Source organism: Kitasatospora sp. NPDC088779 (assembly GCF_040685395.1).
GTDB lineage: Bacteria > Actinomycetota > Actinomycetes > Streptomycetales > Streptomycetaceae > Kitasatospora.
This window is the reverse complement of sequence record NZ_JBFBHW010000003.1, coordinates 19,609-36,455: the sequence shown is the minus strand read 5'-3', so window position 1 is coordinate 36,455 and position 16,847 is coordinate 19,609. Positions and strand designations below refer to the sequence as shown.

Annotated in this window: 12 protein-coding genes; 6 read left to right on the top strand and 6 right to left on the bottom strand. The window is 72.7% G+C overall.

Annotated elements, in window-relative coordinates; all coding sequences use genetic code 11:
- Positions 1-40: 40 nt before the first annotated feature.
- From AB0P03_RS03130 to AB0P03_RS03115, 4 genes are all read right to left on the bottom strand, one after another.
- Complete coding sequence (locus tag AB0P03_RS03130; RefSeq protein ID WP_363586919.1) at positions 41-304, bottom strand: hypothetical protein; 264 nt, start codon at positions 302-304, stop codon at positions 41-43.
- Positions 305-534: 230 nt separating this feature from the next.
- On the bottom strand, positions 535-1,596 hold the full coding sequence (locus AB0P03_RS03125) for a hypothetical protein (protein ID WP_363627660.1): 1,062 nt from the start codon (positions 1,594-1,596) through the stop codon (positions 535-537).
- Between the two features lie 52 nt (positions 1,597-1,648).
- Entirely contained in the window at positions 1,649-3,526 is a 1,878-nt protein-coding gene (locus AB0P03_RS03120; RefSeq protein WP_363627659.1) for a DNA/RNA non-specific endonuclease, read from the bottom strand.
- A 59-nt stretch (positions 3,527-3,585) separates the two neighbouring features.
- Positions 3,586-4,158, bottom strand: a complete 573-nt coding sequence (locus AB0P03_RS03115; protein ID WP_363627788.1) for a sensor domain-containing protein — start codon at positions 4,156-4,158, stop codon at positions 3,586-3,588.
- 850 nt (positions 4,159-5,008) lie between these two features.
- On the opposite strand from AB0P03_RS03115, the gene AB0P03_RS03110 reads away from it, so the two are divergent.
- From AB0P03_RS03110 to AB0P03_RS03085, 6 genes are all read left to right on the top strand, one after another.
- The gene (locus AB0P03_RS03110; protein WP_363627658.1) at positions 5,009-5,755 is read left to right on the top strand and encodes a tRNA-dependent cyclodipeptide synthase; all 747 of its coding nucleotides are present in this window, start codon (positions 5,009-5,011) and stop codon (positions 5,753-5,755) included.
- 230 nt (positions 5,756-5,985) lie between these two features.
- Entirely contained in the window at positions 5,986-8,043 is a 2,058-nt protein-coding gene (locus AB0P03_RS03105; RefSeq protein ID WP_363586915.1) for a glycoside hydrolase, read from the top strand.
- A 275-nt stretch (positions 8,044-8,318) separates the two neighbouring features.
- A complete protein-coding gene (locus AB0P03_RS03100) occupies positions 8,319-9,620 on the top strand; it encodes a nucleotide disphospho-sugar-binding domain-containing protein (RefSeq protein ID WP_363627657.1) in 1,302 nt (433 codons plus the stop codon).
- 337 nt (positions 9,621-9,957) lie between these two features.
- Complete coding sequence (locus AB0P03_RS03095; RefSeq protein WP_363627656.1) at positions 9,958-11,892, top strand: PIG-L family deacetylase; 1,935 nt, start codon at positions 9,958-9,960, stop codon at positions 11,890-11,892.
- A gap of 226 nt (positions 11,893-12,118) precedes the next feature.
- Positions 12,119-12,757, top strand: a complete 639-nt coding sequence (locus tag AB0P03_RS03090) for an ATP-dependent Clp protease proteolytic subunit (protein WP_363623848.1) — start codon at positions 12,119-12,121, stop codon at positions 12,755-12,757.
- Between the two features lies 1 nt (position 12,758).
- Entirely contained in the window at positions 12,759-13,361 is a 603-nt protein-coding gene (locus tag AB0P03_RS03085) for an ATP-dependent Clp protease proteolytic subunit (protein WP_331745151.1), read from the top strand.
- Between the two features lie 71 nt (positions 13,362-13,432).
- Here the strand turns inward: AB0P03_RS03085 and AB0P03_RS03080 are convergent, their stop codons facing one another.
- Positions 13,433-13,900 carry a helix-turn-helix transcriptional regulator gene (locus AB0P03_RS03080; RefSeq protein WP_363586911.1) on the bottom strand — a complete coding sequence of 156 codons (468 nt, stop codon included), beginning with the start codon at positions 13,898-13,900 and terminating at the stop codon, positions 13,433-13,435.
- Between the two features lie 124 nt (positions 13,901-14,024).
- Complete coding sequence (locus AB0P03_RS03075) at positions 14,025-16,835, bottom strand: SdrD B-like domain-containing protein (RefSeq protein WP_363627655.1); 2,811 nt, start codon at positions 16,833-16,835, stop codon at positions 14,025-14,027.
- Positions 16,836-16,847: the final 12 nt, after the last annotated feature.

The window sequence follows — 16,847 nt, the reverse complement described above, 5'->3', positions numbered from 1 at the left end:
ACGGTGGTACAGCGACTCGGGACTGTCGGGGCTGTCGGGACTACTCGGCGGAGAGCGCGAGGATCTCGTCCTCGGGAAGCTCGACGTACTCCTCGCCCTCCACCCGGATCTCCGAACCGGAGAGCCTGTTGAAGAGGATCTTCTCGCCGACCTTGACGTCCACCGGGTGCGGCTTGCCGCTCCCCAGCTGTCGGCCGGGCCCCACCGCCACCACCTCGCCCGTCCACGTCTCCGGGTCCTGCGGGGTCGGAACCCCGATCGGCTTGACGATCAGATGATCGTGCTTCGGGTGGAAGTCGGGCATGGCATGGTCCTCTCACGTAGCCGCCTGCGGCGCAGCCGGGGCCGCCCCCACGCCTCGATTCTGCCGATCCGCGTCCGGGACCGCCCCACCAGCCGCTCGACGTCCACGCACCGGCGCGGCCGTTCCCGCTGCCCGTCGCCTGCGGCGGGCGCTGCCGAGTTTCCGGGCGCGGCATACTCCGTTCGGGTCACGGGGCGTCGGCCCGGGCGCAGCGCGGCGGCTCCGGCCGGCTACTGCAGCAGTGCGGTGTGCGGGTGGTCCGGGGCCGCCGGGCACGCGTAGATCTGCTGGTTGTACCCGTCGCCGACGGTGATCATGGTCGGTGCCGCCGGGTCGGGGTGGACGGCGGCCCGGTTCGCGGCGGCCCGGTCCTCGTACGGGATCCAGCTGTGGACGTCCGCGCGGTGCTCCTTCGTGGCGATGGTCAGCATCGGGTCCATCCGGCAGCCGCAGGCGCGGCAGTACTGCGGAGCGGGATCGGTGAAGCTCCAGGGAGCCCAGCCGCCGGCCTTCCAACCGGGGGCGACGGACAACTCCCGGTCGTAGTAGCCGTCCTCCGCCCCGTCGTAGGCGCTGCCCGGCTCCGCGCCGGTCTTCCGCCGCGCGCTCCACGCCCGGACCTGCGCGCGCAGGTCCGGGTCGAGCTCCATCGCCAGCGGGTACTCGGTGACCTGCTCGGGGGAGACCAGGCACGGCTGCGGCAGGTAGTCCTCGTACTGGATCGCGGGCGGCTGCGGAGGCGCGGTGAGGACCTCGCCGACCGCGGTGGCGGACCGCCAGAACAGCTCGGTCCTCGGCATGTTCCCCCAGGGACGGTCGAAGGGGCGGTCGAAGGGGTGGTCGAAGGGGCACCACAGCACCTGGAGCAGGTCCGCGCCTTCGGGCGGACGCAGGTCGGGCACCTCGCGGACGTACAGCTGGGCCACGGCCAGCATCGCGACCGGCCCCGGCGGGCACGGGCGGCCGGCGCCGGCCCGAGCCAGCACGGCGCGCTCCTGCGGGGTGTAGGCGCGGGCGCCCGGTGGCCGGGACCGGGCGGCCGCCCGGATCTCGCGCAACAGCCGGACATCCGCCGGGGAGGTCGCCGGCAGCACGGCCGGCACCCGGTGCGTGCCCTCGCAGTGCGGCCACGGCTCGGCGGCGGGCCACAGCAGCGGACCTCCGACCGAGCTCTCCCGCGGGGACGGCGATCCGGGCCGCGGGTGCAGCCGGGTCGCCGTCCGGGCCAGCGGGGCCAGCCGTGGGAAGGCCGCCACGATGTCATCCGGCCTCGGCGGGGTGGTGCGGGTCATTCCGGCCTCCCAGCCGTACCGGTCTCGGTTCCCCTGTCCCGGTCTCCCGGTCTCAGTTCCCCAGACTGGGCCCGCCGTCCCCGGGGACGTTCAGGAGGGTCTGCTCGTTGAAGACGGGCCATGACGCGCCGTCGGGCAGCTGAACCGTGGCGCTCATGCTCGCGCCCCACGGGATCGTGCTGCCGTCGTCCCGGTAGAGGGGCGTCACCACGTAGTACACGGCGGCGTCCCCGTCCGCGGACAGCGCGTTCACCTCCTTCTGGACCCTGGCCTCGAACATCCTCATGCTGATCCCCTTGATGTTCATCCCGAGCTGGTAGCACGGGACGAGGTTGATCCAGTCCTCCTTGTGACTGCCCCTTCCCCCGAGGACGTTGGCGATCAGGTGGCAGCGGGCGAGGCCGCCGCCGGGGGACTGCGCGTTCGCGTCCTCCCAGCCCGTGATGTCGCCGCCGGCCTCGTCACCCTTGACCAGGGGGTTCGTCAGGCAGGCCTCCGCCTTGCCAGCCCTGGTGGCCGGCGCGGGGGCCCGGGAGCCGGAGGGGCTCGGGCCCGCGGTCCGGTTGCGACTGGGCACGGGCTGCTCGGTGTTGAGGATCCATCCGCTGCCGCTCGGCCTGCCCCGGGGTTGCGTCAGGCAGGCGGCCTTGCCGGAAGGAGAGGGCGACGGGCTCCCGGGGCCGGTCTCCGGGGGCTCCGGCGCCGGCTGGACGGTCTTGATCTCGTCGATGACGAGTTTCACGCCGGCCTTGTACGCGACGAGCCGGCCCCGGCGGTCCATGGCGGTTCTGAAGACCTCCAGGGCGGGGGCCGCGGCAGCCCCCGGCATCTGCACCTGGAGGGCCGTGTAGTTCCCGTCGGGCTTGCGGACCAGCCCGTCGTAGGCGATGGACGGGCTGCCGAGCTGCGCCGCCTGGGCGGCGGGAAGCTGCCCGACGGCCTCGGGCAGCAGGTACGCCGTGCCCGGGCGCATGTCGACGGTGGTGCCGGCCTGTTTCGCGTAGGCCTTCAGGGCGGAGGTTCGCGGCTGCTGGTACGGGCTGTCGGCGGTGCCGGCGGCGTCGGCCGTGTCGACGGTGTCGACCCCCCGCCTCCGGCTCTGGGACTGGCTCTGACTCTGACCCTGGTTCTGGCGCTGGTTCTGGCTCTGGGACGGGGCGTGAGCGCGGTGCTGCGGAGGGGCGGCCGCGTCACCGCCCTGGTCCATCGCCGCCGCCGGGTCCGGTGGGTTGTCGGCGAGGCTCTGGGTGGCCTGGGCCATCTGCTGGAGCAACTGCTGGGCCAGGGGCTGGAGCTGCTGCTCCTTGGCCTGGAGCTCCTTGGCCTTCGCCTCCTGGGCCTTGGCGGCGGCGCTGAGCTGGGACTGCCTGGAACTGAGCTTGGACTCCTCCTGCCCGAGCTGGGACTGCTCGTTCTCCAGGCTGCCCTTCTCGGCCTGGAGCTGGGCCTGTTCGGTCCTCAGTTCGCTCGCCTCGGCGTCGTACGCGCTGGACGCGGCGGCCTGCGCGGGCAGTTCGAAGGTGTGCGGCTTGTTGTTGTGGGCATCGATCCTGGAGGCCAGGGCCGCCGCGCGCGTCCCGAAGCTGCCGGCCTTCTGCTTCGCGGCGGCGGCCTTGCTCTCGAACGCCGCGGTGTCGTTGCGCAGGGCGGCGGCATCCTTGGTGATCTGTTCCGCCTCGGCGACCACGGCCTTCTCCTGCTGCGCGATCTCCGCCTCCTGCCGGTTGAAGTCCTCGACCTCCCGGATGAGCTGCGCCGAGGCGGCCGCGACGTCCCCGGACGGGACCAGGAGGGCGACGCCGCCCGACTGGGCCAGGACGGCCGCAGCGCCGGTGGCCGCGAACGCGGGCGCTCCCGCGCCGACGACCGGCACCAGCACGGCCGCCAGCGCCAGGAGAACGAATCGCCGTACGGCCGTCCGTACGGTCATCCGCACAGTCGTCCGTACGGTTCGCCGGCGGCGAGCGGCCGGGCCGTACGGGGACGCGGTCATCCGCTCACCTTTCCGGTGAGTTCGTCGGCGAGCTTCGCGGTGGTCGGCTGGCCGTCGCCCGCCTGGCAGACGGCGACCTGGACCAGACTCGTGCCCTTCACCCGCGCCTGGTGGTGGCAGGCCCACTGCGCGCCGCCGTCCTGCGCGCCGTCCTGCGCCGCCGTCCACGCCACGGCGACCTCGGTGGGAGGGTGGGCCGTGTAGGCCCACTTCGCGGTACGACCTGCCTGGTCGGTGACCGTCGAGGACGGGCACTTGGTGAGACCGTCGGTGAGCGTCTGGAAGGCCGCGCCGGTCTTCTCGCTGTCCGGGAACACGCCGATGACCTGGTTCACGGTGTAGGCGCCCGTGGCCCCCGCGTCCTGGTAGGTCGCCGACAGGAACGCGGTCCACGCCTGGCCGTAGACCGACTGGGTCGTCGGTCCCGCCGCGACGGCGCATTCCGACGGCGACACGGCGAGCGGGGCGTGCGGACGGTTCGACTGCGGGCCGGCGACCAGCGTCGTCCCGGCCAGCCGACTGACGCTGTCAGGGCTCACGAGGTCCGCTTGGACCGTACCCGCGGCCACGTGCGGCGGCAGGCTCGTCGGCTGCTGCGGCCAGAGCCACCACCCGACGCCGGCCAGGACGAGGCAGGGCACGACCGCGGCCACGATCAGCTGCCAGTGGCGCGGTACCCGAGCGAGCCGGGGTCTGCCCGGGCCTGCCGTCGGCGCGTGCTGCGGAACCGGCGGCTGCGGCTGCGGCTGCGACTGCGACTGCGGCGACGGCGACGGCGCCGCGCCGGATGCCGAAGGCGGCCCAGCAGGACGGGCCCCAGCGCCTGCCGGGCCACCACCGCCCGGGCCCGTCGGCGGCGAAATGATGTAGTCGGCGTCTTCGGCCACGCTGATCTCCCCCACGACACGCCGCCATCCGGGCGACTCAGGTTGCGTTCTGTAAACGAAGCCGGTACATACCGTCACTCATCCGACGCGGCGGGGCAAGACCTTCCGGTCGGATTTGAGGACCGTCTGAGCATTTCGCCGAAATCGAGAACTGCCAGCTGGGACCCCGAAGTTGGATCACCCGTGTCGTGCCGCGCAGAGCCGAAGGATCGGAGCTCCCAGGGGCTGCCGGTGGGTGGTGCGCTGTCGGCGGCGGCCGTGGACATCATTCGTCGGGCAGGGTGAGTGCCAGTCTGCCGAATCCTCGACGGCCTCGGACACGCCGCGCGCTGACGGGCCGCCGGCTTCCCCGCGACGGTCGTCCCCGTTGTCATCGGCTGTCTGTCAAGGTCAGGGCCTCTGTCACGCCCATGCCCCACCGCCCTTGTTTCGTAGGTGAGTTGAAGCAATTTGACGATCAGTCAGACAAAATCTAACGTCGACCCCGTACCGATCGTCGCTCACTCGTTCGATGGCCCGGAGGGGTTTTCGCATGCCTCCTTACGAACAGACCCCTGTCGGCATATCAGGAATTTCCGAGAATCAACCGAAAACCTCCTACAAGGCGAGTGTTGACTCAGTCTCCCCTCCGGCCCGGCGGACCGGACTGGCGGATCAGGGGCAGTGCTTCCTCGGCGTCAGTCTGGAGAACGGCAATTTCGCTCCGGGCAAGATCGCCGCGATGCTCCGCTGGATAGCCAGGCGGTTCCCCCGCTGCACGGTGCTGGTCGGGGACAGCATCCACCGGATCACCCTGGCGTCCACCCGGGGCCTGCCGGAGGACGAGGCGCTCTCCCGGGCGCTGGCCCTGGGCGACCGCTTCATCGCCGACACCCGGGCCCTGTTCGCGGCCGAACGCGAGCAGACCGAATTCACGTTCCTGCGCTGCTCCGAAGTGCAGCGGTGGGATTCCTACGCAAAGCAGCATCGAAGCCTCACCGACTACCACCGGGCCGACCGGAACTTCCGGGAGTCCGTGGACGCGTTCGGGCGGAGCTTCCACACCAGGCATTCCGGCCAACTTGCCGAGGCCGACCTGGAGAGGCGGGTCGAAATGTCCGCACAGTACTTTCTGGAGGAGTCCGCAATATTCGCGTGTCTTGTCCAGGAAGGCCTTTCTGTCATGGTCTACCCCGGTTCGTTCGGCACCCTTTCGGAGATCACCGACGGGAGGCACCCGGACGCTCCGGAGGAACTGCGTCGGCTGACCGTCGTCTCGCTCGATCTGCGGAGGCGTTGACGGCGTCCCTCACCCCACCGAGCGCCCTGCCGGACCGCCGGACCGCCGGACTGCCGGACCAGCAGGTCCAAGCTCGGGTGCCGCGTCAGCATGACCGGTGGTCAATGGTCGTTTCTTAAGGACTTCTTAGGAGTCCTCCGTATCACTGTGTCATGCACACCGGTACTCATACGTCATCCCTTGCGGGCCCCGCCCGCCGGCACGTTCCGCGCGCCGTTCTCGTCCTCGCCATGGCCACCGCGCTGGTGTCCGCAACCGTGGCGAGCGCCACCGGCAGCTCCGCCTCGCCGATGCGGGTGCGGGTCCATGACGGGCGCGTCGACGTGCCGGTGCGCGGCGGCACCGCCACCATCGACGCGGCCACGCTGCGGGCCGAGGCCCGGACCGAGGACGGGCGGGTGGTCCTGCTGTCCGCTCCGGCCGCCCAGGGGCTGGGCAGGGCGAGCGCCCCGGTCAGGACGGCGAGCGGCGCCGCCTGGTCGTATCCGGAGAAGGGCCTGCGGGCCGAAGTCCGCGCCGATCACGGCCGGTTGCTGGTCACCCTCACCGGGACCGCCCTCACCGGGAGCGGCGGCGACACCTCGGTGCGGTGGCCGGTGACCGCCACCGATCCGGCCGCCGCCGAGGTCCAGCTCCCGCGCGGCGAGGGGCTGTCCGTTCCCGTCGACGACCCGTTCTGGAACTCCTCCGACGGGGCGCTGGTCGGCGAGGAGCAGGAGCTGAGCTCGCAGCTGTCCATGCCGATGTGGGGCTACACGCTCCGCTCCGGCCGGGCCGGCGTCAGCTACATCGTCCCCACCGACATCGGCACGTCGCTGACGTTCGCCTCCCAGGACGGGCGGCTGCGGGCCACGGCCGAGCACGGATTCTCCGCCGGGAACGGCACCGGCGCGTACACCGTGGCCTTCTCCCTCACCGACGGCTCCCCGGTGGCCCCGGCCGTGGACTACCGCAACTGGCTTTCGGAGCACGGGCAGTTGGGCAGCCTGAGCGAGAAGATCAAGCAGAACCCGCAGACCGCGAAGCTGCTCGGCGCCTTCCACGCCTACGCCTGGGGCGGCGCCCGCCGGCCCGCCTACCTCGACCGGCTCAAGGAACTGGGCGTCTCCCGGCTCTGGCTCGGCTACGACTCCGACGACTCCCCGATGACGGGCGAGGACGTCAAGGCCGCCGAGGCCGCCGGCTACCTGGTCGGGCCGTACGACTCCTTCGCCAACGGCCAGCAGAAGACGGACGACTCGTCCCCCAACTCCGTCTGGCCGGACGACGTCTACCCCCGGTTCTGCGTCCTCAGGGCCGACGGAACGCCGCAACCCGGCTTCCACAAGAAGGGCTGCTACCTCAGCTCGCAGGCGTTCGAGCAGGCCGAGCCGCAGCAGCACTACCTCGCGGACCGCACCCGCTCGCTGGTCGCCAACGGGGCCGACAGCTACTTCCTCGACGTGGACGCGGCGGGCGAGCTCTTCCAGGACTTCGACCCCGGCCACGCGATGACCATGGACGAGGACCGCGCCAACCGGCTCGCCCGGATGCGGCGCCTGACGGACGGCTCGTACGACGCGTCCACGGGCCGGCCCGCCCCGCTGGTCCTGGGCTCGGAGTCCGCCGGCTCCTGGGCCAACCAGGTGCTGGCCTTCGACCACGGCTCGGGCACCCCGGTGGACGGGCGGCTGTGGGCGATGGAGTCCGGGCACTTCGACAACGGGCCGCAGGACCCCAAGGACGACGGCGCCTGGGGCGGCTACGCCCCGGAACAGGCCGCCGCCACCTTCTTCAAGCCGGTGCGCACCACGGACTTCAAGCCCGAGCACCAGGCCCGGGTGGCCGCCGCCCTGAAGGCGATGTACGACCCGCGGTACCGGGTGCCGCTGTACGAGACGGCGCTGCACGGTTCGCTGGTCAACGTCGAACGCTGGGAACTGCCCTTCAGCAAGCTGCCGGAGCAGAAGACCACGCGTGCGCTGCTGGCGATGCTCGACAACACCCCGCTCAACTTCGTGCTCAGCGACAAGGACCCGCACGACGGGCAGAACCTTCGGGAACTGGCCGCCCTGCAGCAGTACTTCGCGCCGCTGCACCAGGCGGCCGGCGCCCAGCAGCTGACCTCCTTCCGTTGGCTGACCGGCGACCACCTGGTGCAGCGGACCGTCTTCGGCGACGGCACGCTGACCGTCACCGCCAACTTCGGCACCACCGTCCACGACGGCCTGCCGGGCGGCTGCGTGGACGCCACCGTGCGCGGACGCCCTGGCACCCAGCGGCTCTGCCCGGCTGACGTGGTCTCCTGACGACCGTGGCTGACGAGCTGAGGAGCTGACCAGCTGAGGACCTGACTGCCTGACTGCCTGACTGCCTGACTGCCTGACTGCCTGACTGCCTGACGAGCCGGCGGGACGGGTACCCCCGCCCGTCCCGCCTGGCCCCGCCGCCCCGCCGTCCCGCCGCCGGTGTCGGTGCCGGGCGGACGCGGCGTGGTGGGTTAGCCTGCGCTGTGGGCCGGGTGCGCGGGGGCGACCACGGGGTGCGTACGGACCGGCCGACGAACGACTATGGGGGGTTTCACATGTCCAGGATCATCACTGCCGCCATGCCCGCGCACGGGCACACCGCGCCGATGCTGGCGATCACCGCCGACCTGGTGGCGCGCGGGCACGAGGTGGTCTTCCTCGGCGGGGCGCGGTTCGCCGGGGCCGCCGAGGAGACCGGGGCGCGCTTCGTCGCCCTGCCGCCGGAGGCGGATTTCGACGACCGCCGGATCAACGACTCCTTCCCGGGGCGGGCCGAACTGCCGCCCGGGCCCCAGCGGTTGGCCTTCGACGCCCGGAACATCTTCATCGACCCGGTGCCCGTGCAGTACCGGGCGCTGCGCGCATTGCTGGCGGAGTTCCCGGCCACGGTCGTGCTCGGTGACTGCTTCTTCCACGGCGCGGTGGCTCTGGCGCTGGCCCATCCGCGCGGCGAGCGGCCGGCCGTGGTGGGCATCGGGGTGTCCCCGCCGATGCTGCAGAGTGTCGACACCGCGCCCTTCGGGCTTGCGCTGGCGCCCCAGGCGGGACCGGAGGGGCTGGCCCGCAACCGGGAGTTGAACGCCGAGGCGGCGCTGCGCGGTGAGCCGCTGCGGCAGTACGCGGCCGAGGTCTTCGCCGGGGTCGGGGCCGAACTGCCGCCGGGGCCACGGGTGAACGCCGCCGTCACCGGGCCCGACCACTACCTGCAGCTGACCGTCCCGGGGTTCGAGTACCCGCGCAGCGACGCGCCGGCCTCGCTGCGCTACATCGGCGCGCTGGCGCCGCAGAACCGGAGCGAGGTGGAACTGCCGCAGTGGTGGCCGGAGTTGGCCTCCGACCGCCCGGTCGTGGTGGTCACCCAGGGCACCCTGGCCAATGACGACCTGACCGAGCTGCTGGTCCCCGCGGTGCGGGCGCTGGCCGACCGCCCCGACCTGCTGGTGGTCGCGGCCACGGTCCGCCCGGACGGGCCCGAGCTGCTGGCGCAGGCGCTCGGCGGCCTGCCGGACAACGTGCGGGCCGCCGGCTACCTGCCGTTCGACCGGCTCCTGCCGCACGCCGACGTGTTGATCAGCAACGGCGGCTACGGCGGTGTCCACACCGCGCTGGCCTTCGGGGTGCCGCTGGTGGTCGCGGGCGGCAGCGAGGACAAGCCCGAGGTGGCCGCCCGGGTGGCCTGGCGCGGTGTGGGCATCGACCTGCGCACCGGGCGCCCGGGCGAGCCGGAGCTGCGCGAGGCCGTCGACCTGGTCCTGGCCGACCCGGCCTACCGCGCCAACGCCGCCGACCTGGCCGCCGAACTCGCGGCCCACCAGCCGCTGACGGCGATCGCCGAACTGGTGGACTCGCTCGGCTGACCGCCGCGGGGCGCCGCCGGGTGCTCGGGAGGATCGACCGGCGGGATTTGCCGACACACCGTCACCTCGCGCGACCGGCCTCCTGCCCCACCCGGCCGCACGGGTTGGACTCGGCTTGTCGTCTTATCGCTCGCTGGGCCGATTCCATCTCCGAAAGGAACGGGATCGTCCGGAAAGAGGCCCGATGGGCGGGGAGCGGTTGAAGTAATTTGATGATGCGTCAATTGACTTCCCCCGATGGCAATTTGCGCGATGCGGTCCAGGGTATTGCCTTCCCGATATGCGCTAGCCTCGTCCTGGCGTGATCACATGCCGATCTCGAATTGGGGGGAATCACATGGCAATCGGACGACGGCAACTCCTCACCTCCGTCGCGCTCACCGCCCTCGCCGCGCCCGTCCTGGCCAAGGGGACCGCGACCCGCGCGGCCGCGGCCGTGGGGGCGGCCCCGGCCGCCCCCTCCGGGCCGCTGTTCATGCAGGTCGTCGCGCACGAGGACGACGACATCCTGTTCATGAACCCGGACCTGTCCAACGCGCTCGCCATCGGCACCCCGTCCGTCACGGTGTTCGTCACCGCGGGCAACGCGACCGGCGACCCGTGCGCCACGTCCTGCTGGGACACGGCCGGCGAGCCGCTGCGCACCTGGAACCGGCAGATGGGCGCCATCAACGCCTACTCCCGGATGACCGGGGTCGGCGACACCGACCCGGCGACCGACGAGGTCGGGCACTGGACGGCCGAGGCGTGGACGGTCGCGGGCAAGCAGGTCGAACGGTACGTCCTCAAGGGCCGCCCGGTGCACCTGATCTTCCTCAACCTGCACGACGCCGGGCTCGGCGCAGTCCTGGCCGGCGGCACCGACACCACGGTCGTCCCGGTCGGCAGCCCGCTGTCCGGGCCGTCGACCTACACGGCGGCGGACGTCGTCGAGGTGCTGCGGCAGCTGATGGTGACGTACCAGCCGACCGTGCTCCGGGCCCAGGACGAACTCCCGGACAGCCGCTACTCGGGCGACCACTCGGACCACGTCTCCGCCGCGAAGTTCGCCGGCCAGGCGGCCCTGCTGTACGGCGGCCCGCTGATCCAGGTGAACTACCGGGACTACAACATCAGCGACTCCCCGGTGAACCTCGACCCGGCGACGACCGGCGCCAAGGGCGTGTTCGTCTCCGAGTACGCCAGCCACGACCACTCGGGGAACTACTCCGACGCCTGGTTCTCCCGGATGTACTACCGCTGGTCGCGGGGCACCTCCTGGGCCGGGCTGAACCAGGACGGCCGGCCTCAGGTCTTCGTCGTCCGGGCCGGCGCCCTCTACACCTACTGGCGCCAGGCGGACGGCAGTTGGGGCGGTCCGGTGCGGATGGCCGACCCGGGCGGGCGACTGGCGCCGGGCATCGCGGTCGGGACCAACGCCGACGGCCGGCTGGAGGTCTTCGCCCGCCGCCTGACCGATCACCACATCATCTCCCTGCCCCAGGGTGCGCCCAACGGCTGGTGGTGGAACAGCTGGGCCGACCACGGCAACCCCAACACCGGACTCGGCAACGAGGACCAGGTCGGCGTGCCCGTGGTGGCCGGCAACCAGGACGGGCGGCTGGAACTGTTCGTCAAGAACGGCGGGGGCGGCCTCAGCAGCATCTGGCAGACCACCCCGGGCGGGGCGTGGACGGGCACGTGGACGGACCTGGGCGGCACCGACCTCCAGGACCCGGTCACCGCGATCCGCAACGGCGTCGGGGCGATCGAGGTGTTCGCCAGCACCCGCACCGGAATCCTCGGCTGGTGGCAGGGCGCCCCGAACGGTGCCTTCGGCGGCCCGGGCCCGATCCCGGGCGCCCGGCCGGCCAGCCCGCCCAAGGCCGCGCTCGACCAGGACGGCCGCATCGAACTCGCCTACCGCGAGGCCGGCACCGGCGCGATGCTGGTCAGCTACCAGACCCGGCCTGGCGGCGAGTGGAGCCAGTCCCCGGCCCCCCTCGGCGGAGACGGGGGAGTGGGCGAGCCGGCGGCGGCCACCGTCGGCGGACGGGTCGTCCTGTTCGAGCGCAACCGCGGCGGCGGCGTGAGCACCACCGCCCAGACCGCCCCGAACTCCGGCTACGGCACCTGGCAGGACCTCGGCGGCACCGTCCTCGACTACCCGGCCGCACTCGTCGACGGCGGCGGCGTCCTCCACGTGTTCGCGATCGGTTCGGACGGCCGCGTCTACTACCGCACGGGCACGACGCCCACCACCTTCGGCGGCTGGCAGGGCCTGCCGCTCTGACCGGTCCCGCCCGGCGGCCGGTCGGGGGGCTCTCCCGGCCGGCCGCCGGGCCGTGCGCAGCCGGGCCCGGGCCGTCGCCTCTGCCCGTGGCGAATCTGCGGCGGGCAGAGAAAACGCATCCGGAGGTCTCCCGGGGTCAAGAGTGGAGTCGAGGGCAAGCCCGCCTCAACACCTCGACTCGACACTTCGACACTTCGACACCTCGGCATCTCGACAAGGAGACCGGATGACTCCCCTCACCACGCTCGCGCCCCGCGCGGAGGAGGGCGGCACGCCGCCCAGCCGCTTCGACGACCACCTCGCGGCGCAGTTGCTCGCCCAGCGGATCGTCCTCCTCGGCACCCAGGTCGACGACGTGTCGGCCAACCGGGTGTGCGCGCAGCTGCTCCTGCTGTCGGCGGAGGACCCGCGCACCGACATCAGCCTGTACGTCAACAGCCCCGGCGGGTCGGTCACCGCGGGGCTCGCCATCTACGACACCATGCGGCTCATCCCGAACGACGTCTCGACGCTGGTGATGGGGTTCGCCGCCAGCATGGGCCAGTTCCTGGTCACCGTGGGGGCGCCCGGCAAGCGGTTCGCGCTGCCGAACGCGCGGATCATGATGCACCAGCCATCGGCGGGCATCGGCGGCACCGCCGCGGACATCGAGATCCAGGCGGAGAACCTCCAGTTCACCAAGAAGGCCATCGAGCGGATCACCGCCGAGCACACCGGTCAGAGCGAGGAGACGATCGCGCGGGACGGCGACCGGGACCGCTGGTTCACGGCCGAGCAGGCCAGGGAGTACGGGATCGTGGACCGGGTGGTGGAGTCGGTCGCCGACATCCGCCCGGCCGCGTCGCGCCGACGGATGGGGCTGTGACATGGGGTCGTACACGGTTCCCTACGTCATCGAGCGGACCGCGCAGGGCGAGCGCTCCTACGACGTCTTCAGCCGGCTGCTGAACGAGCGGATCATCTTCCTCGGCACCGAGATCGACGACGGGGTCGCCAACGTGGTCATCGCGCAGCTCCTGCACCTGGAGTCGGAGAGCCCGGAACGCGAGATCTCGATCTACCTCAACTCGCCCGGTGGATCGTTCACTTCGCTGATGGCGATCTACGACACGATGACGTTCGTGCAGGCGCCGATCTCCACGTTCTGCGTCGGTCAGGCGGCGTCGACGGCGGCGGTGCTGCTGGCCGGCGGAGACCCCGGGCGGCGGTTCGTGCTCCAGCACGCGCGGGTGCTGCTCGGCCAGCCGGCCAGCGGCGGCCGGCAGGGGACGGTGTCCGACCTCAGCCTCGCGGCGAAGGAGATGGTCCGCACCCGCTCGCAGGTGGAGGAGGTGTTGTCCCGGCACACGCACCACGACGTGGCGACGTTGCGCGCGGACATGGACCGGGACAAGGTGTTCACCGCCGAGGAGGCCGTCGCCTACGGGCTCGCCGACGAGGTGCTGAGCCGACGGCTCGCGTTCGGCTGACTCCGCGCGGGCGTGGCCGGTACGGCGGGGCGCGCCACCGTCGTACCGGCCGTCGGTCGGGGCAGGTCCGATCAGGCGGCGAGGCAGAGCCCGTCGTACTGCGCCGTGGGCGACGTGCGGCTCCGGTCCAACCGGCTTCGGCCCACCGCGCCCCGGCCCATCTGGCTCCGGGTGTGCCGGGTCAGCTCGTCCTGCGCGAGCGAGAGCAGGTCGGCGAGGCCGAACCCGAGGGCCCGGGCGGCGGCCGCGAGGACCTCGGAGGAGGCCTCCTTGCGCCCGCGCTCCAGCTCCGACAGGTACGGGATCGAGATCCGGGCCGCCTCCGCCACGTCCTTCAACGTCCTTTCCTGGGCGAGCCGTTCGCGGCGCAACGCGTCGCCGACGAGGTCGCGCCACAGGGGTTCCCTCGGCGCGGGCGCGGGCGCCGGTGACGCTCCCGCCGGCCGCTGCGGGGCGCGGGTCGCCCCGCCGGAACCGGGCGACGAGGTGTGCGGGCGCAGGGGGATGACGCGGGCTTCGTTCGGCGCATGAGTGCTCACCCCTCCAGCCTAGGGATCCGGGGCACCAGGGGAAGGGAGTGGCGTTCTGCCCTGGGTGAAGCCGTACGGGCCGCCCGGCCGGGCCCGTGGCCGTCGAACTCGCCACGGGCCCGGCCTGGTTCCACTACGCGTGCCGCGCCCCGCGCCGGCGCGCGACCACGACCAGCACGCCGCCCGCACCCAGCAGCGCCGCCGCACCGGTCACGCCGAGCGGCAGCACGCTGCCGGCCCCGGTGGTCGGCAGCGCGCCGCCGGGCCGCTCCTCGGGCCGGGACGGCCAGGCGCTCGGCGACGGCGGCGACGGCGGCGACAAGGACGCCACCGCCGCCACCGAGGACGACGTCGGGCTCGGCGGCGGGGTCGGCGGCGGGGTCGAGACCGCATCCGGCGACGACGGGGCCGCGCCCGAACCGGCCGACGGGAGCAGCCGGTTGACGACCGTCACCGTGATCCCGTCGTCCAGGGTCTCGCAGGTGAGCACCAGCGGCCCGAAGACCGCGACGGCCGGCGCCGCGTAGCCGTCGGGCGGGCTCACCTCCACCCAGTAGTACGTCCCCGGCCCGACGACGATCCGGCAGATGCCGTCCGCCCCGGTGGTGCAGGGATCGCCGACCGGCGAGTCCTGGTGCCCGCCGGCGGTCTGCGGCCAGCCGGGCCCGCCGTTCCAGCGCCACAGCTGGAATGTCGCCCCGGCCAGCGGCCTGCCGTCCTGGTCGTGCTTGACCAGCGTCAGCGCGCCCTCCTGCGGCCGGAAGCCGAAGTCGAAGGTGTGGTCGTCCTGGCCCGGCCCGCCGGTGGTCAGTTCCCGCTCGGCGTACGTTCCGCCCGGCGGGACGACGCCCTTGGAGTTGATGAACGGGTTGTCGCCGACGTCGTGCCGGGTGGGCACCCACTGGTACAGCGGGCCACCCTCGGCGAAGTCGGCGGGATTGTCCAGCCGGATCGTGTACTTGGTGTGCGGCTTGAGCCCGCCGTCCACGTTCGAGTCGTCGAAGTAGTACTCGCCGCGCGCCGTCGTCCGCGCCGTGCCGACGAGCTTCCCCGGCCCGTCGTACAGGTGGACGGTGGCGCCCTCTACCGGGCGCTGGCCCGGCTTCTGGATGCCCTTGTGCTCGGCGTCGTACCAGACCCGGTTACCGATCTGCAGCGGCGCCTGGTCGCAGAGCACCTCCAGGTCCCCCATCGAGGCGCCCTTGCCGAACGGCGCGGGCACGTTCGCCGGGTTGAGCCGCAGGCCGAACGCCGGGTCCTGCCTGCCGTCGCGCTGGACGAACGACGTGCCGTAGCCGAAGGCCGTGCTGTTGGGGTCGAACCCGGAGGTCCCGATGGTGTTCTCGACCTTGGACAGCGCCATCCCGGCGTAGGCCGCGTTGTGGTGGACGCCCATCCGGCTGGTGTCGAAGAAGCGGGCGCCCCGGGGCGAGAGCCCGCAGCCGGTGTTGGCGTCCAGCACGTAGGTGCCGCCGCTCAGGCAGGCCTTGTTCAGGTCACCGCCCGACAGCACCTCGCCCACCGCCGCGCCCGACCCCGACTGGCCCGTCGCCCGGTCGGCCATGCGGTCGCGGAAGGCCAGCAGCATCGAGCCGTCCGTCTCGAATCCGACCTCGCCCAGCTCCGGCTCCGGCTGCGCGCGGAAACCGGCGCAGGTCTGGCCGTTCTGCGTGGTCGGGTAGGTGTTCGTCCACGGGAACCAGCCCGCGCCGTCGCACGGGCCCGATCCGACGGTCGACTGGCGCGGGTAGTCCAGCGGCTGGTCCAGCACGGCCGCGCGGAACCGGCCGGTGGCCAGGTCGAAGGGCAGCACGACCGCCCGCAGGTCCGAGGCCTTGCCCGTCGACTCGCCCGAGCAGACCCCGCCGAGGTAGCCGACGCCGTCCTGGAGGCCCAGGCCGAACGGCCGCCAGTCCCCGGCCGAGGCGCAGCCCGGGTCCGGGACCGGGTAGACGCCCCTCGGCTGCGCGGCCGTCGGCGCGGTCGCGTCGTAGCGGTACAGCGTGCGGGTGTTGAGGTTGACGACGAACAGGTCCCTGCCGTCGTTCGTCACCTTGAGGCCGCCGAGGCTCTCCTTGCCCGGCGCGACGAGGAACGCGTCGTCCGTCCCCGGTCCGTGCGCCGTGCTGCCGGCGTCCGGGACGGTGGTGAACAGCGTGGTCCGCCCCTGCGCCGGGTCGGTCACGTAGATGCCGCCGGCGCCGCCGGGGCCGTAGTCCGTGGTGCGCTTGGCCGCCGCCGAGGAGAAGATCCGCCGGTCGGCCTTGTTCCACGCGATGCCGTAGAGCGTGCCCGTCTGCGCGTCGGTGGCGAGGTTCGTGACGTTGACGTCCACGCCGTCCTGGCCGCGCGCGCGGTACGGGAACGACACCAGCGTGCGCTGCGCGCCGCCTCCCCAGGTGGTGTTCTGGCAGGTCGTCACCAGCGGCGCGTTCTGCTGGCAGTAGTCCCCCGGGTACCACAGCCCGGTGGTGTACGAGACGTTCTTGCCGTCGGAGAGGTCGACGAACTCCTCGTTGGAGCTCAGCTGGTTCGGCGCGCCGTCCAGCCCCTGCCGCGAGGCGAACGCCGGGAACAGCACGCCCGGCTTCGGATTCACCACCTGCACCCGGTACGTGCCGCCGTGCTCCCGGCTCCGCGGCGGCGCCAGCGTCACCGTCCCGTCGGCCCCGGTGGTGCCCTCGACGTGGGCCCGCGCCTCGCCGGTGAGCGTCACCTTCACGCCCGCCAGCCCCGGCTCCAGCGCGGGCGTCCACACCCCGGAGGAGTCCACGGCCCGGATCACCCGGACCGTCACCGTCCCGTCCTCCGTCTGCGAGAACGCCGCCGGCGCCGTCAGCGCCCCGCCGCCGCACAGCGCGGCGGCGAGCACCGCGGCCCGCGCGACGCCCTTCCTTCTCCTTCTCGTCCCCACCTGATCCCCACTCTCATGGTCGGCGGACATCTGCCCGATCCG